Annotated in this window: 19 protein-coding genes; 10 read left to right on the top strand and 9 right to left on the bottom strand. The window is 70.9% G+C overall.

Features of this window, described 5'->3' with window-relative positions:
- Window positions 1–44: 44 nt before the first annotated feature.
- The 4 genes from trpB (at window position 45) to lgt (ending at window position 4,087) form a co-directional block, all read left to right on the top strand.
- Window positions 45–1,283: a tryptophan synthase subunit beta gene (gene trpB / locus ACFT7S_RS15665; RefSeq protein ID WP_382731773.1), complete on the top strand. Its 1,239-nt coding sequence runs from the start codon at window positions 45–47 to the stop codon at window positions 1,281–1,283.
- Complete coding sequence (gene trpA / locus ACFT7S_RS15660) at window positions 1,280–2,101, top strand: tryptophan synthase subunit alpha (protein ID WP_382731771.1); 822 nt, start codon at window positions 1,280–1,282, stop codon at window positions 2,099–2,101. The genes trpB and trpA overlap by 4 nt, the downstream gene beginning before the upstream one ends.
- A 75-nt stretch (window positions 2,102–2,176) precedes the next feature.
- Complete coding sequence (locus ACFT7S_RS15655; protein ID WP_382731769.1) at window positions 2,177–3,001, top strand: DsbA family protein; 825 nt, start codon at window positions 2,177–2,179, stop codon at window positions 2,999–3,001.
- 99 nt (window positions 3,002–3,100) lie between these two features.
- On the top strand, window positions 3,101–4,087 hold the full coding sequence (gene lgt / locus ACFT7S_RS15650) for a prolipoprotein diacylglyceryl transferase (protein WP_382731767.1): 987 nt from the start codon (window positions 3,101–3,103) through the stop codon (window positions 4,085–4,087).
- A 100-nt stretch (window positions 4,088–4,187) separates the two neighbouring features.
- On the opposite strand, the gene ACFT7S_RS15645 is transcribed toward lgt, so the two are convergent.
- Genes ACFT7S_RS15645 through ACFT7S_RS15615 form a run of 7 tightly spaced genes read right to left on the bottom strand, consistent with a single transcriptional unit; the run spans window position 4,188 to window position 11,905 of the window.
- Entirely contained in the window at window positions 4,188–4,997 is an 810-nt protein-coding gene (locus tag ACFT7S_RS15645; protein ID WP_382731764.1) for an HpcH/HpaI aldolase/citrate lyase family protein, read from the bottom strand.
- On the bottom strand, window positions 4,994–6,193 hold the full coding sequence (locus ACFT7S_RS15640) for a CaiB/BaiF CoA transferase family protein (RefSeq protein WP_382731762.1): 1,200 nt from the start codon (window positions 6,191–6,193) through the stop codon (window positions 4,994–4,996). The genes ACFT7S_RS15645 and ACFT7S_RS15640 overlap by 4 nt, the downstream gene beginning before the upstream one ends.
- A complete protein-coding gene (rbsK, locus tag ACFT7S_RS15635) occupies window positions 6,190–7,074 on the bottom strand; it encodes a ribokinase (protein ID WP_382731759.1) in 885 nt (294 codons plus the stop codon). Before rbsK ends, ACFT7S_RS15640 begins: the two co-directional genes overlap by 4 nt.
- A complete protein-coding gene (locus tag ACFT7S_RS15630) occupies window positions 7,071–8,438 on the bottom strand; it encodes an ADP-ribosylglycohydrolase family protein (RefSeq protein ID WP_382731756.1) in 1,368 nt (455 codons plus the stop codon). Before ACFT7S_RS15630 ends, rbsK begins: the two co-directional genes overlap by 4 nt.
- Window positions 8,435–9,619: an ADP-ribosylglycohydrolase family protein gene (locus ACFT7S_RS15625; protein ID WP_382731754.1), complete on the bottom strand. Its 1,185-nt coding sequence runs from the start codon at window positions 9,617–9,619 to the stop codon at window positions 8,435–8,437. Before ACFT7S_RS15625 ends, ACFT7S_RS15630 begins: the two co-directional genes overlap by 4 nt.
- The gene (locus tag ACFT7S_RS15620) at window positions 9,564–10,826 is read right to left on the bottom strand and encodes an ADP-ribosylglycohydrolase family protein (protein ID WP_382731751.1); all 1,263 of its coding nucleotides are present in this window, start codon (window positions 10,824–10,826) and stop codon (window positions 9,564–9,566) included. Before ACFT7S_RS15620 ends, ACFT7S_RS15625 begins: the two co-directional genes overlap by 56 nt.
- Window positions 10,823–11,905, bottom strand: coding sequence for an ADP-ribosylglycohydrolase family protein (locus ACFT7S_RS15615; RefSeq protein ID WP_382731897.1), 1,083 nt, complete (start codon window positions 11,903–11,905; stop codon window positions 10,823–10,825). The genes ACFT7S_RS15620 and ACFT7S_RS15615 overlap by 4 nt, the downstream gene beginning before the upstream one ends.
- 344 nt (window positions 11,906–12,249) lie before the next feature.
- On the opposite strand from ACFT7S_RS15615, the gene ACFT7S_RS15610 reads away from it, so the two are divergent.
- The 3 genes from ACFT7S_RS15610 (at window position 12,250) to ACFT7S_RS15600 (ending at window position 19,446) form a co-directional block, all read left to right on the top strand.
- A complete protein-coding gene (locus ACFT7S_RS15610; RefSeq protein ID WP_382731748.1) occupies window positions 12,250–12,984 on the top strand; it encodes a VIT1/CCC1 transporter family protein in 735 nt (244 codons plus the stop codon).
- Between the two features lie 425 nt (window positions 12,985–13,409).
- Window positions 13,410–17,993: a glutamate synthase large subunit gene (gene gltB, locus ACFT7S_RS15605; RefSeq protein ID WP_382731745.1), complete on the top strand. Its 4,584-nt coding sequence runs from the start codon at window positions 13,410–13,412 to the stop codon at window positions 17,991–17,993.
- Complete coding sequence (locus ACFT7S_RS15600) at window positions 17,986–19,446, top strand: glutamate synthase subunit beta (protein ID WP_382731743.1); 1,461 nt, start codon at window positions 17,986–17,988, stop codon at window positions 19,444–19,446. Before gltB ends, ACFT7S_RS15600 begins: the two co-directional genes overlap by 8 nt.
- A 152-nt stretch (window positions 19,447–19,598) precedes the next feature.
- Here the strand turns inward: ACFT7S_RS15600 and ACFT7S_RS15595 are convergent, their stop codons facing one another.
- A complete protein-coding gene (locus tag ACFT7S_RS15595) occupies window positions 19,599–20,513 on the bottom strand; it encodes a rhomboid family intramembrane serine protease (RefSeq protein WP_382731741.1) in 915 nt (304 codons plus the stop codon).
- A 147-nt stretch (window positions 20,514–20,660) separates the two neighbouring features.
- On the opposite strand from ACFT7S_RS15595, the gene ACFT7S_RS15590 reads away from it, so the two are divergent.
- Entirely contained in the window at window positions 20,661–21,404 is a 744-nt protein-coding gene (locus ACFT7S_RS15590) for a vWA domain-containing protein (protein ID WP_382731739.1), read from the top strand.
- On the top strand, window positions 21,401–21,988 hold the full coding sequence (locus ACFT7S_RS15585; protein ID WP_382731736.1) for a HutD family protein: 588 nt from the start codon (window positions 21,401–21,403) through the stop codon (window positions 21,986–21,988). The genes ACFT7S_RS15590 and ACFT7S_RS15585 overlap by 4 nt, the downstream gene beginning before the upstream one ends.
- On the opposite strand, the gene ACFT7S_RS15580 is transcribed toward ACFT7S_RS15585, so the two are convergent.
- A complete protein-coding gene (locus ACFT7S_RS15580) occupies window positions 21,967–22,254 on the bottom strand; it encodes a hypothetical protein (protein WP_382731733.1) in 288 nt (95 codons plus the stop codon). The two genes, ACFT7S_RS15585 and ACFT7S_RS15580, sit on opposite strands and share 22 nt — an antisense overlap.
- A 158-nt stretch (window positions 22,255–22,412) precedes the next feature.
- Between ACFT7S_RS15580 and ACFT7S_RS15575 the strand changes: the two genes are divergently transcribed.
- A complete protein-coding gene (locus ACFT7S_RS15575; RefSeq protein WP_382731731.1) occupies window positions 22,413–22,910 on the top strand; it encodes a pyridoxamine 5'-phosphate oxidase family protein in 498 nt (165 codons plus the stop codon).
- Window positions 22,911–22,944 lie beyond the last annotated feature (34 nt).

Raw genomic sequence — 22,944 nt, 5'->3', positions numbered from 1 at the left:
GCATACGGTGAACCCACCCGTTGCAATGTCGAGGAGCATGTCGCATGTCGTCCGACTTCTTCATTCCGGACCCCGAGGGTCTGATCCCCAGCGCCGAGGGCTATTTCGGCGCGTTCGGTGGCTCGTTCATCCCGGAGGCGCTCGTCGCCGCCGTGGACGAGGTCGCCGTCGAGTACGACAAGGCGAAGAGCGACCCGAGCTTCGCCGCCGAGCTCAACGAGCTCATGGTCAACTACACCGGACGGCCCAGCGCGCTGACCGAGGTTCCGCGCTTCGCCGAGCACGCGGGCGGCGCACGGGTCTTCCTCAAGCGCGAGGACCTGAACCACACCGGCTCGCACAAGATCAACAACGTGCTGGGCCAGGCCCTGCTCACCAAGCGCATGGGCAAGACCCGGGTCATCGCCGAGACGGGCGCGGGCCAGCACGGCGTCGCCACGGCGACCGCCTGCGCGCTCTTCGGGCTCGACTGCACCATCTACATGGGCGAGATCGACACCGAGCGGCAGGCGCTGAACGTGGCGCGGATGCGGATGCTCGGCGCCGAGGTCATCGCGGTGAAGTCCGGTTCAAGGACGCTCAAGGACGCCATCAACGAGGCGTTCCGCGACTGGGTCGCCAATGTGGACCGTACGCACTACCTCTTCGGCACGGTCGCGGGCCCGCACCCGTTCCCGGCGATGGTCCGCGACTTCCACCGGGTGATCGGCGTCGAGGCCAGGCGGCAGATGCTGGAGCGGGCCGGCCGGCTGCCGGACGCCGCGGTCGCCTGTGTCGGCGGCGGCTCCAACGCCATCGGCCTCTTCCACGCCTTCATCCCGGACGCCGGGGTCCGTCTGATCGGCTGCGAACCGGCCGGACACGGCGTGGAGACCGGTGAGCACGCGGCGACACTGACCGCGGGCGAGCCCGGCATCCTGCACGGCTCACGGTCCTACGTCCTCCAGGACGAGGAGGGTCAGATCACCGAGCCGTACTCGATCTCGGCCGGACTCGACTACCCGGGCATCGGCCCGGAGCACGCCTATCTGAAGGACCTCGGCCGGGCCGAGTACCGCGCGGTCACGGACGACGCCGCCATGCAGGCGCTGCGCCTCCTCTCCCGCACCGAGGGCATCATCCCGGCCATCGAGAGCGCCCACGCGCTGGCGGGGGCCCTGGATCTCGGGCAGGAGCTCGGCAAGGACGGGCTGATCCTGATCAACCTGTCCGGCCGGGGCGACAAGGACATGGACACGGCGGCGCGGTACTTCGGGCTGTACGACACGGAGGGGGCCAAGTGAGCGGGCACGGCGGAAACACGGAACTGCTCAGCACGGCGCTGGCGAAGGCCAGGTCGGAGGACCGGGCGGCGCTCATCGCGTATCTGCCCGCCGGATTCCCGACCGTCGACGGAGGCATCGCCGCGGTCAAGGCGGTCGTCGCCGGCGGCGCGGACATCGTCGAGATCGGCCTCCCGCACAGCGACCCGGTGCTCGACGGACCGGTCATCCAGACGGCCGACGACATCGCGCTGCGCGGCGGCGTCAAGATCGCCGACGTGATGCGTACGGTCCGCGAGGCGTACGAGGCGACCGGCGTCCCGGTCCTCGTCATGACGTACTGGAACCCGATCGACCGGTACGGCATCGAACGCTTCACCACCGAGCTCGCCGAGGCGGGCGGCGCCGGGTGCATCCTGCCCGACCTGCCGGTCCAGGAGTCCGCGGTATGGCGCGAGCACGCCGACAAGCACGGTCTCGCGACCGTGTTCGTCGTCGCGCCGAGCAGCCAGGACAAGCGCCTGGCCACCATCACGGCGGCGGGCTCCGGCTTCGTCTACGCGGCCTCGCTCATGGGGGTCACCGGCACCCGTGTGTCGGTCGGCGAGCAGGCCCAGGACCTGGTGCGGCGCACCCGCGCCACCACTGACCTGCCGGTCTGCGTGGGCCTCGGCGTCTCCAACGCCGAGCAGGCCCGGGAGGTCGCCGGCTTCGCGGACGGAGTGATCGTCGGCTCGGCCTTCGTCAAGCGGATGCTGGACGCCGCCGACGAGGCCGCCGGCCTGGAAGCGGTCCGCGCATTGGCGGGCGAACTGGCCGAAGGCGTTCGAAAGCGCTGACAACGGGTGTAACCCGTACGGGTGGACCTGGACCGGGGAGGCACGCACGTGCCTCCCCGGTTCGTTGCTGCGGGTGTGAGCGAGAAGAACCGTGAGGGAAACAGGGCCGCGCGCGACCGGCTCGTCCAGCAGCGTGAGCGGGAGAGGGCGCGCGAGCGCCGTCGGCGCACGCTGATCGTCGCGAGCGCGGTGGTGGGAGTGCTGGGCCTGGCCGCCGTGGTCGGCCTGATCGCCGCCAACGCGGGCAAGGACGACGAGGGCAGCGGGGCGGGTCCCGCGGTGGCGCCCTCGGGCGCGACCGGCAAGGACAGTCTCTCCCTCCAGGTCGGCGCGGACGACGCGCCGTCCACGCTCACGATCTGGGAGGACTTCCGCTGCCCGGTCTGCGCCCAGTTCGAGACCGCCTTCCGCAAGATGATCCACGAGCTGCAGAGCAGCGGCCAGATCAAGGTCGAGTACCACCTCGCCACGATCATCGACGGAAACCTCGGCGGCAGCGGATCGCTGCGGGCCGCCAACGCGGCGGGCTGCGCGCAGGATGCCGGCAAGTTCCCCGAGTACCACGACGTGCTCTTCGCCAATCAGCCCGCCGAGTCCGACGACGCCTTCGGCAAGAACAGCAAGCTGATCGAGCTGGCGGGCAAGGTCGAGGGCCTCGACACCCCGGCCTTCCGCGCCTGTGTGGAGGGCGGCACGCACGACACCTGGGTCCAGAAGTCCAACACGGCCTTCCAGAACGGCGGATTCCAGGGCACCCCGACCGCCCTGCTCAACGGCGAGTCGATCTTTCCCAGCAAGGACGGACAGCAGATCTCCGAGGCGAATCTCAAGAAGTGGGTCGCCGAGGCCAACAAGGGCAAGAAGCCGGCGAAGGTCACTCCGACGCCTTCGGCCTCCTGACGGGGGCGCGGGGCGGACTCGTAACCGCCGCCCCGTTACCCAGAAGTTGCCGGACGGCTTGCCGTACGTCCCGCTCGGCAAGGTAGCGTCGACCCCGTCATGAACCTTGCCTTCATTCCCAGCCCGTCGACCGGTGTGATCGATCTCGGCCCGATCCCCCTTCGCGGCTACGCGTTCTGCATCATCATCGGTGTCTTCGTCGCCGTCTGGTTCGGCAACAAGCGCTGGGTCGCCCGGGGCGGCAGAGCCGGCACAGTTGCCGACATTGCCGTCTGGGCCGTGCCCTTCGGACTTGTCGGCGGCAGGCTCTACCACGTCATCACCGACTACCAGCTGTACTTCAGCGACGGTGAGAACTGGGTCGACGCCTTCAAGATCTGGGAAGGCGGCCTCGGTATCTGGGGCGCGATCGCGCTCGGCGCGGTCGGTGCCTGGATCGGCTGCCGCCGCCGCGGAATCCCGCTGCCCGCCTGGGCCGACGCACTCGCACCCGGTATCGCTCTCGCCCAGGCCATCGGCCGCTGGGGCAACTGGTTCAACCAGGAGCTCTACGGCAAGCCGACCGAGGTGCCCTGGGCGCTGAAGATCAGCGAGGGTCCGAACCGGGTCGCAGGCACCTACCACCCGACCTTCCTGTACGAGTCGCTCTGGTGCATCGGCGTCGCGCTGCTGGTCATCTGGGCGGACCGCCGGTTCAAGCTCGGACACGGGCGGGCGTTCGCGCTGTACGTCGCGGCGTACTGCACGGGCCGCGCCTGGATCGAGTACATGCGGGTCGACGAGGCCCACCATGTGCTGGGGCTCCGGCTCAACGTGTGGACCTCGATCGTCGTCTTCGTGCTCGCCGTGACGTACATCGTGATCTCGGCGAAGGTACGGCCGGGCCGCGAGGAGATCGTCGAGCCCGATCCCGAGGCCGCGGACCGGGTCGACCTGTCCAAGGGCGACGGCGGCAGTGACGCCGAGGGCGACGCCGACACGGACGCCGGTGACGCGGAGAAGGCCACGGACGGCCCCGCCGATGCCACGGACGACTCCGACGAGCCCGAGACGAACGGTGCTCCGGAGACCGCAGACAAGAGCTGACCGCTCACGGGCGCACCCGCTGTCCTCAATCTCCCCCATAGCCTTAAGGGCATGGGAGTGACCCCCTACGGGCTTGATTCTCAAGCCCGTAGGGGGTTTTTCATGCCCGTCCGGCCAGCGCCAGCGTCCGCTGCGCGGAGGCGAGCACCGCCGCGTCCACGAACCTCCCGTCCGGCAGCGCCTGCGCGCCCGCGTCCAGCAGGGCCGCTGCCACGATCTCCTCGGAGGCCTCGATCTCCTGGTCCGTGGGCCGGAACGCCCGCTCGATGACCGGCAGCTGGCGGGGATGGATCGCCGCCCGGCCCCACAGCCCCAGGGACCGGCCGCGGCCGCAGGACGACCACAGTCCGTCCAGGTCCTGGACGTCCGGGAACACCGACTGGATGGGCGGGGCCAGCCCGGCCGCACGCGCCGCGACCACGATCCGGCTGCGCGACCAGTCGAGGCCGGCGTCGTCCCGCACCCCCAGGTCCGCCCGGAGGTCCGCCTCGCCCAGCGCGATGCCCCGTACCTCGTGATGAGCGGCGGCGATCGTGTACGCGTGCTCGACGGCGAGCGCCGACTCCAGGAGCGGGTAGAGCGGGACACCCGGCGCCAGCGCCGCCACATGATGGACGCTCGCGGCGTGCGTGATCTTGGGGAGCCGGAGACCGGAGAGGCCGGGCAGCTCCGCCAGGGCCCGTACGTCGTCCTCGCCGTGGACCCGGACATGCACCGGCACCGCATCCGCCGCCGCCGGTTCGGTGAGGAGTTCGACGGTGGCTGCCCGCGCGTACTCCTTCCGGTCGGGAGCGACCGCGTCCTCCAGATCCACGATCACCACGTCGGCGCCCGAGAAGAGCGCCTTGTTCACCACCTCCGGCCGGTCCCCAGGGACGTACAGCCAGGTCAGAGGCACCGCGGTGGTCACAGCGCGCCCTCCGAGCGCAGGGCCGCGATCTGGTGGGCGGAGAGGCCGAGTTCGTCGAGGATCTCCTCGGTGTCCGCTCCGTGCGGGCGGCCGGCCCAGCGGATCGAACCGGGTGTCTCCGAGAGGCGGAACAGCACGTTCTGCATGCGCAGCGGGCCCAGTTCCGGGTCGTCGACCTCGGTGATCGAGTCGAGGGCCCGGTACTGCGGGTCCTCCATCACATCCCGCACGTCATGGATCGGGGCGATCGCCGCCTCCGCCTTCTCGAACGCCGCGACCGCGTCCTCGCGGGTGTGCCGGGCGATCCAGTTGCCGACGGCCTCGTCGAGTTCCTCGGTGTGCTCGGCGCGGGTGGTGCCGGCGGCGAACCAGGGCTCGTCGATCAGTTCCGGGCGGCCGACCAGGCGCATCACGCGCTCGGCGATCGACTGGGCCGAGGTGGAGACCGCGACCCAGTGGCCGTCGGACGTGCGGTACGTATTGCGCGGGGCGTTGTTGCGGGAGCGGTTGCCGGTGCGCTCCTGTACGTAGCCGAGCTGGTCGTACCAGAGCGGCTGCGGGCCCAGGACCGTCAGGATCGGTTCGATGATCGCCATATCGACAATCTGGCCCTGTCCGGTGCGGTCCCGTCCGGCGAGCGCCGTCATCACGGCGTACGCGGTGGCGAGCGCGGCGATCGAGTCGGCGAGGCCGAACGGCGGCAGGGTCGGCGGCCCGTCCGGTTCGCCGGTGATCGCCGCGAAGCCGCTCATCGCCTCGGCGAGCGTGCCGAAGCCGGGGCGGTGGGAGTACGGACCGAACTGGCCGAAGCCGGTGACTCGCGCCAGGACCAGCCGGGGGTTCACCGCGTGCAGTTCCGCCGGGCCGATGCTCCAGCGTTCCAGGGTGCCGGGCCGGAAGTTCTCGATGACGACGTCGGTTTCCGCGGCCAGTTTGAGCAGGACGTCACGGCCGCCCGGGCTGGACAGATCGAGGGTGAGGTTGCGCTTGTTGCGGCCGAGCAGCTTCCACCACAGGCCGATGCCGTCCTTCGCCGGGCCGTGCCCGCGCGAGGGGTCGGGCTGGCGCGGATGCTCGATCTTGATCACCTCGGCGCCGAAGTCGCCGAGCATGGTGGCCGCGAGAGGGCCCGCGAAGAGGGTCGCGAGGTCCAGGACCCGCAGGCCGGCGAGGGGCGTGGTCGTCGGAGTGTTCATGCGGCATCGATCTCGCTGCGGTACGGCATGGAGGTAGAGGCACCGGGTTTCTGTACGCAGAGCGCGGCGGCCGACGAGGCCCAGGCCAGCGCCTCCGGTACGGGCCTGCCCTCGCCGAGTGCCACGGCCAGGGCGCCGACGAAGGTGTCCCCGGCGCCGGTCGTGTCGACGGCCGCGACAGCGGGGGCGGGAAAGAGGACGGGTTCGCTGCCCCGGGCCGCGTACAGGCAGCCCTTCGCGCCGAGGGTGATGACGACCTCAGGGACGTGGCGGAGCAGCACCTCCGCCGCGGCCTGCGGCTCGGCGACACCGGTGAGTGCGGCGGCCTCGTGCTCGTTGGGGATCAACAGGTCGACACAGTCGAGGAGTTCGTCCGGGAGCAGTTGTACGGGGGACGGGGTGAGGACCGTCCGTACGCCCTGGGCGTGGGCCGCCCGGGCGCCCTCGACCACTGCGGACAGCGGGAGTTCGAGCTGGAGGAGCAGCAGGTCGGCGGCGGCGATCGCGGCCGTCTCGCCGGGGCCGAGCGCGGTCATGGTGGCGTTGGCGCCGGGGATCACCACGATCGCGTTGCCACCCTCGTCGTCCACCACGATGTGCGCGGTGCCGCTGGGGCCCTCCGCGGTGTGCAGGAGATCGGTGTAGACCCCCGAGTGCTCCAGATCGGCGCGGAGCGCGGCCCCGTACGCATCGTCGCCGACCGCGCCGATCATCACCACCTCGCCGCCCGCGCGGGCGGCGGCGACGGCCTGGTTGGCGCCCTTGCCGCCGGGAATCGTCCGGAACTCCCGGCCGGTCACCGTCTCACCGCGTGCGGGAGCCCGTGCGACGTAGGCGACAAGGTCCATATTGGTGCTGCCGAGCACCGCGATACCGGTCATGGGCGCAGTACCTCCTGGTAGGTCAGATCAGCGAGCGTGTCGAAGCCGATGGAGTCGAACCCCGGGACGGACGTGGCGAGGCGGTTCTTCAGCGGGGCGGTCCAGCCGGCGGGGAGCGCGGTGGGCCGCCCGGCCAGCAGGCCCGCGAGCGAACCGGCCGTGGCGCCGTTCGAGTCGGTGTCCCAGCCGCCGGACACCGCGCACCCGATGGAACGGCCGAAATCCCCGTCCGCGTGGGTGAGGGCCGCGGCCAGCAGCGCGGCGTTGGGCAGCACGTGCACCCAGTGGTGGGTGTCCGCGTACGTGGCGTGCAGCCGGTCGACGACCTGGTCGAAGTCCGGTTCGGCGCGGGCCGTTTCGATACCGAGGCGCACCGCGCGCGCGTACCGGGAGCGGGGCGGCACCACCCGCAGTCCCACCGCCAGACAGCCGTGCACATCGGTCTCGCCGCCGGCCGCCTCGGCCAGGGCGGCGGCCGTGAACATCGCCCCGTACACCCCGTTGGCGGTGTGCGTGAGCACGGCGTCCCGGTGGGCCTGCGCGGCGGCGCCGGCCGGGTCGCCCGGGTGGGTCCAGCCGTGCACATCGGCGCGGATCTGGGCGCCGATCCACTCCCGGAACGGGTTGCGGTGCCGGGCGGTGTCCGGTGGTTCCATGCCGTCGAGCAGATTGCGGTAGGCGACGCGCTCGGCGGTGAAGACGCGGCCCGCCGGGACTTCGTCGAGCCAGAGGCGGCCGAGGTCGGCCGTGGCGAAGGAGCGTCCATGACGTTGGAGCAACAGCACGGTCAGCAGAGGGTAGTTGAGGTCGTCGTCCTCGGGCATGCCGTCGATGTTCTCGGCGAGGGAGGTGGGAGCGGACCGGCGGTTCCACGGGTACGCGGACAGCAGCTCGGCCGGCAGGCCTTTCTCGGTGAACCAGGTGGTGAGCGGCCAGTTCCCGGCGGCGCCGGCCAAGGCACGGATTCCGGCGAGCGGCAGCTTCTCGACGGGCTTTCCGAGCAGGCAGCCCGCGGCCCGGCCCAGCCAGGCGGCGTGCAGCCGGTCGGGTTCGACGAGGGCACGCTCCGTGCGGGTGGCGGGCCAGCGCGGGCAGGCGGCCCGGATCGCCTCCAGATCGGTCGGTTCGTCATCGGTCAACGGTGAGGTGAGCAGGGCCAGTTCGTCGAGCAGCCGCTCGGCGAGTGCGCGCAGGCGTGGAGGTGCGGGGGGCTCCGACGCACCGGCACGCTCGGGGGCGGGGGCGCCGCCGGCCTCGTACCAACGCTGCTCGATGTCCCGCGCGTCCCGGCCGTCCTGGGCCGCCTGGCGCAGTTCGTGTCCGAGCAGGTCCTCGGGCTGCACCCAGGTCAGGCGTACGTTCACCGGGAGCCGGCCAGGGTCGCGAAGGCCGACTCGTGCGCGCGGCGCCGGGCGGTGTCCCGTACGAAGATCTCCCGGGCCACCTCGGTGAGGGTCCGGGCGGGGGTGTACAGATCGAGGCGGCTGGCCTCGGCGACGGTCTTCACCCAGGTGGCGGGTACGGCCCGTTCGCCGTGGAGCGCGCCCGCCAGCGCGCCGCTCATCGTCGCGATCGAGTCGCAGTCGCGGCCGTAGTTGACCGAGCCGAGGACCGCGTGCCGGTAGTCGCCGTCGGCGACGAGCAGCATGCCGAGCGCGATCGGCAGCTCCTCGATGGAGTGCAGCCGCGAGGGGCGGCGGGCGCCGAGGGAGGGGGCGCGGTAGTCCGGGCCCACCGTGTCGAAGGGGGCGACCGCGGTACGCAGGGGAGTCAGCGCCGACTCGAAGTCGCTGTATCCGGCGGCGACTTCGCACACCGCCTCGATCGCCGCGCCTGTTCCGTCCTTGGCGAGCGCCAGGCAGGCGTCGACCACGGTGGCGGGGGTGGCGCCCGGGGTGCAGGCGGCGGCGACGGCCGCCGCGAAGACTCCGGCCGCCTCCCTCCCGTACGAGGACTGGTGCGCGCCCGCGATGTCCAGCGCCTCGGCGTACGCGGCCTCCGGGTGGGCGGCGTTGACCAGACCGGCGGGCGCCATGTACATCGCCGCCCCGCAGTTGACGATGTTCCCCGAGCCCGCCTCGCGCGGGTCGACGTGCCCGTAGTGCAGCCGCGCGACGATCCACTTCTCGGCGAGGAAGATCCGCTGGAGGGGGAGCGCCTCGGCCTCCAGCTCCGGAATCCAGCGGGGGTTGGAGATCAGGTCCGGTACGAGGTGGTCCGCGACGGAGTACGCGTCGAGGTGGTCGCGCACGGTGCCGTAGACCCGTACCAGCGCGTGGGTCATCAAGGTGTCGTCGGTGATGTGCCCGTCGCCCTTGTGGTACGGGGCGATGGGGCGGGCGGTCCGCCAGTCCTCGCCGTACCAGGGGCCCACGATGCCGTTGATCCGGCCGCCGTGGCGTTCGGTGATCTGTTCCGGGGTCCAGCCCTCGACCGGGCCGCCGAGCGCGTCGCCGACGGCGGCGCCGACGAGGGCGCCGGTGATCCGCTCATCGAGGGTCAGGGTGGTGGGTGCGGTGGATGTCGTGGATGTTGTGGGCGTCATGTCGGAATTGTCCACCCGGGGTGGCCGGTTCCGTGTCTGCGAGGAGCCCGGCGAGTTCGATGAGATCGGTGCCCGCGAAACGGGGGAGCGCACAGCCCGCGAGCGTGCGGCACGCCTCCCGCCAGCCCGCCGGCACGGTGCCGCTTCCGCCGAGCGCGCCGGTCAGTGCCCCGGCGAGAGCGGGGGCGGAGTCGGCGACCCGGGAGAGGCAGGCCGCCGATGGCACCGCCTGAGCGAGCTCGCCCCGGGCCGCGGTGGCCAGCGCGAGGGCGACCGGCACGGTCTCGGCCGCGGCGATCCCGTAGCTGTAGACGTGGTCGACGATCTGATGCTCCAGCACGGGGACCAGGGCGAACGCGCCCGCCGGCTCGTCGGCGAACTCCCGGGCGATCCGGACGGCGTGCGCGGCGTTGCGGGCGATCTCGGTGCCCTCCGGGAGCTGGGCGAGGGCCGCGTCCACCACGGTGTCGACGTCCGCCCCCGCGAGGGCCACGGAGATCGCGGCGGCGATGGCACGGGCGCCGTGCACCCCGTCGCCGTCCTGGGTGTAGCGGGCGTCGAACTCGGCGAGTGCGGCAGCGGCGTCGGGGTCGCCCGGGTGGACGACGGCGAGGACGGCGGCGCGTACGCAGGCGGCGTCGTCGAAGTAGTGCGGGTTGTCGTGCCCGGTGGCGGGCGGGCGGAGACCGGCGGCGAGATTGCCGAGCCCGGCCCGTACGGAGATCCGGGCGCGAAGGGGGAGCACGGCGGCCTCGACCTCGGGGGCGCGGGCGCCGGCCTCGGCGACCTTCGCGGCCAGGGCGTTCCAGGCGCGGTCGATGGCATCGCGCATCCGGCGCTCGCCGGAGAGCCCGAGCCCCCGGTCGGCCGCGGCGGCCAGCACGGTACGGGCCGCGAAGGCGGCCCACTCGGCGTCGTCGGACGGCCCGAGCCTGAGCGGTTCGGGCGGCTGGTTGAGGGCGATGGGGACGGGCAGCGTGGTCGTGGCGTTCTGCTCGGCGAAGGTGTCGAGCTCGCGGGTCAGCCGCCGCGTCCACTCCGGCATCCGGGCCGCCCGGTGCCGCGCCGCGGGCCAGCCCGCCGCGTCCCCGGCCGCCAGCCCGAGCAGCAGCCCTTCGATCCGGGCCCGCCGCCCGGGCGCGTCCTTCGTCCGGATGGCGTCGACGGCCGTCGGCCGGGGGGATGTCGTGGGGCGGGCTGTCGTCATCGTCGTGCTCCCTGTTCGCCGGTGGGCCGGGTCGTGTCGAAGGGGTGCGCATGGGCCGGTTCGTCCGCCTCGTCCGGGGTCAGGAGTTCCGCGATGTCCAGCACGTGGTAGCCCCGCATCGACGGCAGGCAAGTGCCGCGTACCGGGCCGATCGCCGCACCCCACTCCTGCGGGATCGCCGACGCCCCGTTCAGCGCCCCGGCCAGGGCCCCCGCCACCGCGGCCGTGGTGTCCGCGTCGCGGCCCATGTTGACGGCCGTCAGCACCGCCGTACGGAAGTCGCCGCGCGCCGCGGTGAACGCGCCGAACGCCAGGCCCACCGCCTCCGGCGCCAGATCCGTCCACGGATACCCGCCGATCACCACCGCGGAACGCACCGCACGCTCCATCGTCAGCGGGTCGGGGTACGACCGCTGCGCGGCCGACACGGCGCGCCGCAGCGAACGGGCCGTCCAGGAATCCATCGGTACGACGGACAGTGCGGCGGCGATCACGGACGCGAGCCCGGACCCCACCATCGCGGCGGCGACCCCGGCCGCGACCGCCTGCCCGCCGTAGATGCCCTCCCCGTCGTGGCTCACCCCGCCGTCCACCGCCACCAGCCGGGCCGCCTCCGCAGGACGGCCCGCCGCGAAGACCCCGAAGGGCGCCGCCCGCATCGCGAGACCGTCGCTCCAGGCGTGCCGGTGCTGCGCCGAGATCGGTGCGGCCAGGCCCCGGCGCAGATTTTCCAGCGTGCCGCGCTCACTGAATCCGGCGCCCCGGAACGGCCCCTCGTCCAGATCGGCGATCCAGTGGTGCCAGGCCCGCTCCACATGGGAGACGGTGAGCGCCGAGCCGTGCCGGGCGAGCAGGAGCCCCGAGAAGATCGCGTACTCCGTGTCGTCCGTACCCGCCGGGTCCTCGCTCACGAAGCCCTCGATCCGGCCCCAGCGGCGGCGGATCTCGGAGGGGCGGAGGTTCTCCGCCGGTGCGCCCAGCGCGTCGCCCACGGCGAGACCGAGCAGCGCGCCACGGGCCCGGTCGCCCCGTACCGTCCTGGGGCGGGCCGGGGTACGGCCGTCCGTTCCCGCCCGCACCCGCGTGTCCTCGGAGCCCACACTCCCCTGCGGCTCGGCCGGATTGCCTGCAGTCAGCTCCATCGCGTCGACCCTTCGCTCGCATCGGCCGGTCCCATCGGTGCGCCACCGGTGGGACCACCTGAGCGATCTGTCCCACGCGAGTGCCCCGGCGAGGCCGCCCGGGGCAACAAAAGGGCCACACGGATGACAGCGCGGACACCTCGCGCACGGCCGGTCCGAACCGCCTCCCGGGGCAGGTAAGTACGGCCTTCCTTGCTGGCGGGAGACGTTTTTCGTGCGTACTTTCATGATGTTGGCGGGGGCTGGAACGTGGAACCCCGCTTCCTGAGAAGGGGAGAGCTGTGTCCATCATCGAGACCGACGCCGTCCTGCACGAGGCGCACCGCGACAACCACACCCACCGCGATGTGAACGGTGGCTGGCTGCGTCCCGCGGTGTTCGGTGCGATGGACGGACTGGTCTCCAACCTCGCCCTGATGACCGGTGTCGCGGGCGGCTCCGTCTCGCAGCAGACCATCGTGATCACCGGTCTGGCGGGCCTGGCCGCGGGCGCGTTCTCCATGGCGGCAGGCGAATACACCTCCGTAGCCTCGCAGCGCGAGCTCGTCGAGGCCGAACTCGACGTCGAGCGGCGGGAGTTGCGTAAGCACCCCAAGGACGAGATGGCGGAGCTCGCCGCGCTCTACGCCTCCCGCGGAGTCGACCCCCTGCTGGCCCATGAGGTCGCGCGGCAGCTGTCCAGGGACCCCGAGCAGGCGCTGGAGATCCATGCCCGCGAGGAGCTCGGGATCGACCCGGGCGATCTGCCCTCGCCGCTCGTCGCCGCCGTCTCGTCCTTCGGCGCCTTCGCGCTCGGCGCGCTGCTGCCCCTACTGCCCTATCTGCTCGGCGCCACCGCGCTGTGGCCCGCCGTGCTGCTCGCCCTGATCGGCCTCTTCGGCTGCGGAGCCGTGGTGGCCAGGGTCACCGCCCGCAGCTGGTGGTTCAGCGGTCTTCGCCAGCTCGTGCTCGGCGGCACCGCCGCCGCGCTCACGTACGGGCTCGGCATGGTCTTCGGTGTGGCCGTCGGCGGCTGACCGGCGGCCGGCCTGCGGGGCCGCTCCGTACCCCGTGTCGCGGGCGTTGCCCATGCGCCGACGGTGTGATGTACGTCTTGATGAACCTCACTGGGCGGAATGGCTCCGCGCGACGTAAAATGAGTCTCTATACAGGACTACACATAAGTAGTCGTTACTCGGCGGTTTCATTTAGCTGACCGCCGGGCAAGAGCCGTAGACACGCGGGCAACGACGCTCGCTCTCTGCGGTCTCCCCCGGGTACCGACCGATTACGGTCCGCCCCGACTGTGACCCACCTCCGCCACGTCCCCGTGGCGTCCGCATGCTGGAACGGACTATCCGCTTTTTGAGAAGCGTTCCATCATGTAACCTGCACGAAATTTCGCAGAGGGCCAACGTCGTCCCTCGGCACTGCATATGCCACGACGACGACGGGAGAGCCAATGCGTTCCGACGCCTGGTCGCCCATGGACGGTCGCCCCGCCCAGCAGGGGATGTACGACCCCCGTAACGAGCACGACGCCTGTGGCGTCGGGTTCGTGGCCACTCTGACCGGTGTGGCCAGCCATGAGCTGGTCGAGCAGGCGCTGACCGTACTGCGCAACCTCGAACACCGCGGCGCCACAGGATCCGAGCCCGACTCGGGTGACGGCGCCGGCATTCTGCTCCAGGTTCCGGATGCCTTCCTGCGGGAAGAGGTCGACTTCGACCTCCCCGAGGCCGGCTCCTACGCCGTCGGAATCGCCTTCCTGCCCGCGGACGACTCCACCGAGTCCGTCCAGAAGATCGAGAAGATCGCCGCCGAAGAGGGCCTCAAGGTCCTCGGCTGGCGTCAGGTCCCGGTCACCCCCGGCCTCCTGGGCAACGGGGCCCGCACCACCATGCCCGAGTTCCGCCAGCTCGTCGTCGCGGACGGCACGAGCACCGGCGTCGTGCTCGACCGCAAGGCGTTCGTGCTGCGCAAGCGCGCCGAGCGCGAGGCCGGGGTGTACTTCCCCTCCCTCTCCGCGCGCACGATCGTCTACAAGGGCATGCTCACGACCGGGCAGCTGGAGCCGTTCTTCCCGGACCTCTCCGACCGCCGTTTCGCCACCACGGTCGCGCTGGTCCACTCGCGCTTCTCCACGAACACCTTCCCCAGCTGGCCGCTCGCCCACCCGTACCGCTTCGTCGCGCACAACGGCGAGATCAACACGGTCAAGGGCAACCGCAACTGGATGAAGGCCCGCGAGTCCCAGCTCGCCTCCCGCCTCTTCGGCAGCGAGCAGCTGGACCGGATCTTCCCCGTCTGCACCCCGGATGCCTCCGACTCGGCCTCCTTCGACGAGGTCCTGGAGCTGCTCCACCTCGGTGGCCGTTCGCTGCCGCACTCGGTGCTGATGATGGTCCCCGAGGCCTGGGAGAACCACGCCTCGATGGACCCCGCCCGCCGCGCCTTCTACCAGTACCACTCCACGATGATGGAGCCCTGGGACGGCCCGGCCTGCGTCACCTTCACCGACGGCACCCAGGTCGGCGCGGTCCTCGACCGTAACGGTCTGCGCCCCGGCCGCTACTGGGTCACCGACGACGGCCTCGTCGTCCTCTCCTCCGAGGTCGGCGTCCTGGACATCGACCCCGCGAAGGTCGTCCGCAAGGGCCGCCTCCAGCCCGGCAAGATGTTCCTCGTCGACACCGCCGAGCGCCGCATCATCGAGGACGACGAGATCAAGGCGTCCCTCGCCGCCGAGCAGCCGTACCTGGAATGGCTGGAGACCGGCGAGATCGAGCTCTCCGACCTCCCCGAGCGCGAGCACATCGTGCACACCCACGCCTCGGTCACCCGCCGCCAGCAGACCTTCGGCTACACCGAGGAAGAGCTCCGCGTCATCCTCGCGCCGATGGCCCGCACCGCAGGTGAGCCGCTCGGCTCCATGGGTACGGACTCGCCGATCGCCGCCCTGTCCGAGCGCCCCCGGCTGCTCTTCGACTACTTCACCCAGCTCTTCGCGCAGGTCACCAACCCGCCGCTGGACGCCATCCGCGAGGAGCTCGTCACCTCGCTGCGCTCCACGCTCGGCCCGCAGGGCAACCTCCTGGAGCCGACCGCCGCGGCGTGCCGCAGCGTCACGCTGCCCTTCCCGGTGATCGACAACGACGAGCTGGCCAAGCTCATACACATCAACGCCGACGGCGACATGCCGGGCATGAAGGCGGCCACGCTCTCCGGTCTCTACCGGGTCAGCGGCGGCGGCGACGCCCTCGCCGCCCGGATCGAGGCGATCTGCACCGAGGTCGACGACGCCATAGAGGACGGCGCCCGCCTGGTCGTCCTCTCCGACCGGCACTCCGACGCCGAGCACGCGCCGATCCCCTCGCTGCTCCTCACCTCTGCCGTCCACCACCACCTCATCCGTACCAAGCAGCGCACCCAGGTGGGGCTGCTGGTCGAGGCCGGTGACGTCCGCGAGGTCCACCACGTAGCCCTGCTGATCGGTTACGGCGCCGCCGCGGTCAACCCGTACCTGGCGATGGAGTCCGTCGAGGACCTGGTCCGCGCCGGCACGTTCATCGAGGGCATCGAGGTCGAGCAGGCCATCCGGAACCTGATCTACGCGCTCGGCAAGGGCGTCCTGAAGGTCATGTCCAAGATGGGCATCTCGACCGTCGCCTCCTACCGGGGCGCCCAGGTCTTCGAGGCCGTCGGCCTGGACGAGGCATTCGTCGCGCGGTACTTCAACGGCACCGCGACCAAGATCGGCGGCGCCGGTCTCGAGGTCGTCGCCAAGGAAGTCGCCGCCCGGCACACCAAGGCGTACCCCTCCTCCGGCATCGCGGCCTCGCACCGCGCGCTGGAGATCGGCGGCGAGTACCAGTGGCGCCGCGAGGGCGAACCGCACCTGTTCGACCCGGAGACGGTCTTCCGCCTCCAGCACGCCACCCGCAACCGCCGGTACGACATCTTCAAGAAGTACACGGGCCGGGTGAACGAGCAGTCCGAGCGCCTCATGACGCTCCGCGGTCTCTTCGCCCTCCCCAATGAGAACGGCACGTCGGACCGCGAGTCGATCTCGATCGACGAGGTCGAGCCCGTCTCCGAGATCGTCAAGCGCTTCTCCACCGGCGCCATGTCGTACGGCTCGATCTCCGGTGAGGCGCACGAGACCCTCGCCATCGCCATGAACCAGCTGGGCGGCAAGTCCAACACCGGTGAGGGCGGCGAGGACGCGGACCGCCTGTACGACCCGGCGCGCCGCTCGTCCATCAAGCAGGTCGCCTCCGGCCGCTTCGGTGTGACCAGCGAGTACCTGGTCAACGCGGACGACATCCAGATCAAGATGGCACAGGGCGCCAAGCCCGGCGAGGGCGGCCAGCTGCCCGGCCACAAGGTCTACCCGTGGGTCGCCAAGACCCGGCACTCCACCCCGGGTGTCGGTCTGATCTCCCCGCCGCCGCACCACGACATCTACTCCATCGAGGACCTTGCTCAGCTGATCCACGACCTCAAGAACGCCAACCCGGTGGCCCGCATCCATGTGAAGCTGGTCTCCGAGGTCGGTGTCGGCACGGTCGCCGCGGGTGTCTCCAAGGCCCACGCGGACGTCGTCCTCATCTCCGGCCACGACGGCGGCACGGGCGCATCCCCGCTCACCTCGCTGAAGCACGCGGGCGGCCCCTGGGAGCTCGGCCTCGCCGAGACCCAGCAGACCCTGCTGCTCAACGGCCTGCGCGACCGCATCGTCGTCCAGACCGACGGTCAGCTGAAGACCGGCCGCGACGTCGTCATCGCCGCGCTGCTGGGGGCCGAGGAGTTCGGTTTCGCGACCGCGCCGCTCGTCGTCTCCGGCTGCGTCATGATGCGCGTCTGTCACCTGGACACCTGTCCGGTCGGCATCGCCACCCAGAACCCCGTCCTGCGCGAGCGGTTCTCCGGCAAGGCCGAGTACATCGTCAACTTCTTCGAGTTCATCGCCGAGGAGGTCCGCGAGATCCTCGCCGAGCTGGGCTTCCGTACGATCGAGGAGGCCGTCGGCCACGCCGAACTCCTCGACACCGACCGGGCCGTCACGCACTGGAAGGCACAGGGCCTCGACCTGAAGCCCCTCTTCCACGTGCCGGAACTGCCCGAGGGTGCGGTACGCCACCAGGTCGTCGAGCAGGACCACGGCCTCACCAAGGCGCTCGACAACGAGCTGATCAAGCTCGCCGCCGACGCGCTCGGCGCGGAGAGTGCCGAGGCCGCACAGCCGGTCCGGGCGCAGATCGCGATCCGTAACATCAACCGGACGGTCGGCACCATGCTCGGCCACGAGGTCACCAAGAAGTTCGGCGGTGCGGGCCTGCCCGAGGACACCATCGACGTGACCTTCACCGGTTCCGCCGGCCAGTCCTTCGGCGCCTTCGTCCCGCGCGGTGTGACGCTGCGTCTGGAGGGCGACGCCAACGACTACGTCGGCAAGGGCCTCTCAGGCGGACGCATCGTCGTCCGCCCGGACCGCGGCGCCGACCACCTCGCCGAGTACTCCACCATCGCGGGCAACACCATCGCCTACGGTGCGACCGGCGGCGAGCTGTTCCTGCGCGGCCGGACCGGAGAGCGGTTCTGTGTCCGTAACTCGGGCGCGACGGTCGTCTCGGAAGGCGTCGGCGACCACGGCTGCGAGTACATGACCGGTGGCCACGCCGTCGTCCTCGGCGAGACCGGACGCAACTTCGCCGCGGGTATGTCCGGCGGTGTCGCGTACGTCATCGATCTGGACCGCGACAACGTCAACATCGGCAACCTCGGCGCGGTCGAGACGCCCGACGACACCGACAAGCAGTGGCTGCACGACGTCGTGCGCCGCCACCAGGAGGAGACCGGCTCCACGGTCGCCGAGAAGCTGCTTGCTGAGTGGGACAACCCCGACAGTGGTGTCACCCGTTTCAGCAAGATCATCCCTTCCGCCTACAAGGCAGTGCTCGCCGCCAAGGACGCCGCTGAGCTCGCCGGTCTCTCCGAGCAGGAGACCACCGAGAAGATGATGGAGGCGGCGACCAATGGCTGACCCCAAGGGCTTCCTGACCACCGGCCGCGAGGTCGCCGATACCCGCCCCGTCGGCGAGCGGCTCAAGGACTGGAACGAGGTCTACGTTCCGGGCGCGCTGCTGCCGATCATCAGCAAGCAGGCCGGCCGCTGCATGGACTGCGGCATCCCGTTCTGCCACAACGGCTGTCCCCTCGGAAACCTCATCCCCGAGTGGAACGACTACGCCTACCGCGAGGACTGGACGGCGGCGTCCGAGCGCCTCCACGCCACGAACAACTTCCCGGAGTTCACGGGCCGTCTGTGCCCCGCTCCGTGCGAGTCGGCGTGTGTGCTCGGCATCAACCAGCCGGCTGTCACCATCAAGAACGTCGAAGTCTCCATCATCGACAAGGCGTGGGACAGCGGCGACGTCACCCCGCAGCCGCCCGAGCGGCTGTCCGGCAAGACCGTGGCAGTCGTCGGCTCCGGCCCGGCCGGTCTGGCCGCCGCCCAGCAGCTGACCCGGGCCGGTCACACGGTCGTCGTCTACGAGCGCGCCGACCGCATCGGCGGCCTGCTCCGGTACGGCATCCCCGAGTTCAAGATGGAGAAGTCGCACATCAACCGCCGCATCGAGCAGATGCGCGCGGAAGGCACCAAGTTCCGTACGGAGGTGGAGATCGGCAAGGACATCGACGCCGCCAAGCTCCGCCGCCGCTACGACTCGGTCGTCATCGCCGCAGGCGCCACCGTTTCCCGCGATCTGCCCGTCCCGGGCCGTGAGCTGAACGGCGTGCACTTCGCGATGGAGTACCTGCCGCTCGCCAACAAGGTGCAGGAGGGAGACCTGACGGTCTCTCCGATCACCGCCGAGGGCAAGCACGTCGTCGTCATCGGTGGCGGCGACACCGGCGCCGACTGCGTCGGCACCGCCCACCGGCAGGGCGCGGCCTCCGTCACCCAGCTGGAGATCATGCCGAAGCCGGGCGAGGACCGGAACGCCAACCAGCCGTGGCCGACCTTCCCGATGCTCTACAAGGTCACCTCCGCGCACGAGGAGGGCGGCGAGCGGGTCTACTCCGTCTCCACCACCCACTTCGAGGGCGACGAGCACGGCGACGTCCAGGCCCTCCACCTGGTCGAGGTGGAGTTCAAGGGCGGTAAGCTGGAGCAGAAGCCCGGTACCGAGCGGCGGATTCCCGCCCAGCTCGTGACCCTGGCCATGGGCTTCACCGGTACCGACCAGGCCAACGGCCTCGTCCACCAGTTCGGCCTCGACCTCGACGAGCGGGGTAATGTGGCCCGTGACGAGGACTACGCGACCAACGTCGACGGCGTATACGTCGCCGGTGACGCGGGCCGAGGCCAGTCACTGATTGTCTGGGCCATTGCCGAGGGCCGCTCCGCGGCACGCGGCGTGGACCGATTCCTGACCGGGACCAGCGCACTGCCGGCCCCGATCCGCCCGACGGACCGTTCACTCATGGTCTGATCGCGGCACACAAAAGACGTCCCGTACAACGGCGTACGGAACTGAACGCGGCGCCTGCCTTGTCCCCGACCGGACTCTGGTGGGCGCCGTGGCGCGTCCGGGGGCGGGTACGCCCGGACCCCGCCCCGGCAGGGACGGGGCCGTACGTGCTGTCAGGCGCCGCTCGTCAGCGAGGCGGTTTTCGAGGCCACGACGATCGCGAGCAGGCAGAGCAGGATCAGACCCCCGCCGATCTGCGCCGGGGTGGTCTTGAGCTTCGCGGGCGCGTAGGCGAGGGCCCAGGTGACCAGGGCGCCGGTCAGCAGGCCGCCGAGGTGCCCCTGCCACGAGGTGAACGCGGCGGAGACGACCAGCCAGAGCAGCAGGCCGGTCAGCAGCCGGTTCACGGCCCGCATGTCCCGGCCGAGCCGCCGGCTGATGATGTAGTACGCCGCCGCGAGACCGAAGATCGCGCCCGACGCACCCACCGTCACCGTCTCCGGCGAGATGACATAGACGAGCACCGAGCCGCCCACTGCGGAGAGCAGATAGAGCGCCAGATACCGCGCCCGGCCCAGCTGCCCTTCGACGGCCCGGCCCAGATTCCAGAGCGAGAGCATGTTGAAGACCAGGTGCATCACACCGAACGAGGCATCGGGTGGCAGATGCAGGAACGCGCCGGTCAGCAGCCGGTACCACTCGCCGTCCGCGATCCCGCTCAGCTCGTACCCGGGGAAGACCCCGCCCTCGTAGTAGTAGTGCTCGCCCTGCGCATCGACCAGTACGGCACCGAGTGCCGCGAACCGGTCCACCAGCGAGGGCAGGGCCACCTCCGCTATGTACGCCAGGATGTTCAGCGCCATCAGGACGTACGTCACGACGGGCGTCGTGACCGTGGCCGCCGTGCCACCGAAGATCCTGCGGGCCCGCCGGATGGAGCGCTGTCCCTCCTTCACGCACTCCACGCAGTGATGGCCGACCGCGGCCTCACGCATGCAGTCGGGGCAGATGTAGCGGTCGCAACGAGTGCAGCTCACATACGTCTCGTACGACGGGTGGCGATAGCACCGGGTGGCGGCGGCCTCCATGGCCGGCTCCTTCATGGGTCGACAGACAGGCAAGGGGCCGGTGGGGACGGCGGCGATCAAGATAGCGAACGCCGGTGACCGCCGTAGGTCCGGGTACCGGCGGTGACCTACTCTCAGAAGTCAGCAGACCGCAGAACGGAGACCGTCATGCCCGGCTCGCCCGCGGCCCAAGGCCCGGCCATCAGCCTCCGCAAGGTCGAGGAGACGGCGCCCGCGCTCGTCAGCCTGTACAAGAGCGCCAAGGTCTCGCTGGAGAAGAACGGAATGACGGGCCATCGTGCCGCGGTCTATCTGGTCCTCGACCACTCCGGTTCGATGAAGGACTACTACAAGGACGGCAGCGTCCAGGCACTGGCCGACCGGGTGCTGGGTCTGTCGGCCCACCTCGACGACGACGGCCGCGTCCCCGTCGTGTTCTTCTCCACGGACATCGACGCGGTCACCGACATCGCGCTGGACGACCACCGCGGACGCATCGACCGCATAGTGGCGGGACTCGGGCACATGGGGAAGACCAGCTACCACCTGGCGATGGACGCCGTCATCGACCACTACCTCGACAGCGGCTCGACGGCACCCGCCCTCGTCGTCTTCCAGACGGACGGCGGCCCGATCAGCAAGCACGCGGCGGAACGCTATCTGTGCAAGGCGGCGAAGCTGCCGCTGTTCTGGCAGTTCATCGGCTTCGGCAACAAGCGGAGCTCGCAGTTCGACTTCCTGCGCAAGCTCGACGACCTGGCCGTACCCGCCAAGCGCCCCATAGACAACGCGGGCTTCTTCCATGCCGGAGCCGACCCCCGGCAGGTCCCCGACGCGGAGCTGTACGACCGGCTGGTCGCCGAGTTCCCGCACTGGCTGGCGGCAGCCACGGCGCAGGGCATCGTCCGATGACGCTACGTGTACTGAGGGCGGCCGGGCGTGCGTCGGTGCCGTGGAAGAACGGCGGGGGAGTCACCCGGGAGATCGCCGTGTGGCCCGAGGGCGCCACGTCGGACCGCTTCGACTGGCGGATCAGCCTGGCGGACGTGGCCGCGGACGGGCCGTTCTCCGCGTTCCCCGGTATCGACCGCACCCTGACCGTGGTCGAGGGCGAGGGGATGGACCTGATGGTGGGCGGGGAGCACCACATCGTCGACGAGCCCTACTGGCCGTACGACTTCCCCGGCGACCTGCAGACCGTCGGCAGCCTCCTCGGCGGCCCTGTCGTGAACTTCAACGTGATGTACCGCAGATGCCGTACGGAGGCCGCGACCGCCGTCGTCCGCGGCACCGTCCGGCTGATGCCGCCGGACGGTGGCGCGGTCCTCGCCCTCGCGCTGGAGGACGGCGCCGTCCTCGACGGCACGGATATCGAACTGGGCCGTTACGACGCGGTCCTGGCCACCGGCGAGTCGCCCGGGGTGCTCCGGACGATGGGCTCCGCGGTGGTGGTGACACTCGGGCCGGTCAGCCGCTACGCCCCAGGCACCCAGTAGTTGTGCACCGGTGAGGACGCCGGCGGCTCGGAGGACTGCGGCAGTCCCAGCCGCTCGGCGACCGGCATGATCGTGGCGCCGAACTTGTCCATCGCCTCCTGGGACTCCCAGAGGTCGTAGATCTCCAGGCCCGCGTCGGTCGGGACGCAGACATGCGAGAGGCAGCCGGCGAACGTATCGCCCGGCTGTGCCTGGAGTTCGGCGTTGAGCGCGTCGTACTGGGCTGTGGTGACGCCGGGCAGTGTGGCCTTCATGAAGATCGCCATAGGGATTCACCTCGGTCGGCAGGGGGCCGGCCCCCCGCCGCCCGTACAGCGGCCGTACCCCTTACAGAACACCACGTCCGCCGCACGGCGGCATCCGCCCGGGTGATCTGTCAGTAATCCAGACAGAAGATGTCGGGCATCCTGTGTTTCCTGGTCTTATGACATCGAGTTCGTGGGCAGATTTCAGGATGGCGGAACCGGCGTTCGCCGAGACCGTGCAGAAGCGATTCAAGCTGTACAAGCACCATGTCCTGGCGACCCTCCGCAAGGACGGCTCGCCCCGGGTCACCGGCCTCGAAGTGGACTTCCGCTTCGACGAGCTGCTGTTCGGCATGATGCCGAACTCCCGCAAGGCACTGGATCTGCGGCGCGACCCGAGGTTCGCGGTGCAGGCGAACCCGGGACCCGACGCGGAGATGGCGGACGGCGACGTCCGGATCTCCGGCCGCGCGGTGGAGGTGACCGATCCGGAGCTGCTGGCGCGCTTCATCGAGGACGCGAACCCGCCGGTGCCGTTCCACCTGTTCCGTACGGAACTGACGGAGGTGGTCCACACGGGCCTGGAGGGCGGCGACACTCTGGTCGTACAGGCATGGCGCCCGGGCCACCCCCTGCGCACGATCCGCCGGACCAACGACGAAAGCCCGGCCACGTGATACCGCCGTCTCCGTCCTCAATCACCGGACGGGG

This window comes from Streptomyces sp. NPDC057136 (assembly GCF_042670885.1).
Classification (GTDB): domain Bacteria; phylum Actinomycetota; class Actinomycetes; order Streptomycetales; family Streptomycetaceae; genus Streptomyces.
The sequence above is the reverse complement of the archived record's forward strand: the minus strand, read 5'-3'. Positions and strand labels throughout refer to the sequence as shown.

Bases quoted from the DNA above. Each gene is read 5' to 3' on its own strand.
- ACFT7S_RS15595 (WP_382731741.1), bottom strand. From the start codon at position 20,513: ATGGAGGCCGCCGCCACCCGGTGCTATCGCCACCCGTCGTACGAGACG.
- gltB (WP_382731745.1), top strand. From the start codon at position 13,410: ATGCGTTCCGACGCCTGGTCGCCCATGGACGGTCGCCCCGCCCAGCAG.
- rbsK (WP_382731759.1), bottom strand. From the start codon at position 7,074: ATGACCGGTATCGCGGTGCTCGGCAGCACCAATATGGACCTTGTCGCC.
- ACFT7S_RS15640 (WP_382731762.1), bottom strand. From the start codon at position 6,193: ATGAACACTCCGACGACCACGCCCCTCGCCGGCCTGCGGGTCCTGGAC.
- ACFT7S_RS15625 (WP_382731754.1), bottom strand. From the start codon at position 9,619: ATGACGCCCACAACATCCACGACATCCACCGCACCCACCACCCTGACC.
- ACFT7S_RS15620 (WP_382731751.1), bottom strand. From the start codon at position 10,826: ATGACGACAGCCCGCCCCACGACATCCCCCCGGCCGACGGCCGTCGAC.
- ACFT7S_RS15585 (WP_382731736.1), top strand. From the start codon at position 21,401: ATGACGCTACGTGTACTGAGGGCGGCCGGGCGTGCGTCGGTGCCGTGG.
- lgt (WP_382731767.1), top strand. From the start codon at position 3,101: ATGAACCTTGCCTTCATTCCCAGCCCGTCGACCGGTGTGATCGATCTC.
- ACFT7S_RS15575 (WP_382731731.1), top strand. From the start codon at position 22,413: ATGACATCGAGTTCGTGGGCAGATTTCAGGATGGCGGAACCGGCGTTC.
- trpB (WP_382731773.1), top strand. From the start codon at position 45: ATGTCGTCCGACTTCTTCATTCCGGACCCCGAGGGTCTGATCCCCAGC.
- ACFT7S_RS15600 (WP_382731743.1), top strand. From the start codon at position 17,986: ATGGCTGACCCCAAGGGCTTCCTGACCACCGGCCGCGAGGTCGCCGAT.
- ACFT7S_RS15580 (WP_382731733.1), bottom strand. From the start codon at position 22,254: ATGGCGATCTTCATGAAGGCCACACTGCCCGGCGTCACCACAGCCCAG.
- ACFT7S_RS15590 (WP_382731739.1), top strand. From the start codon at position 20,661: ATGCCCGGCTCGCCCGCGGCCCAAGGCCCGGCCATCAGCCTCCGCAAG.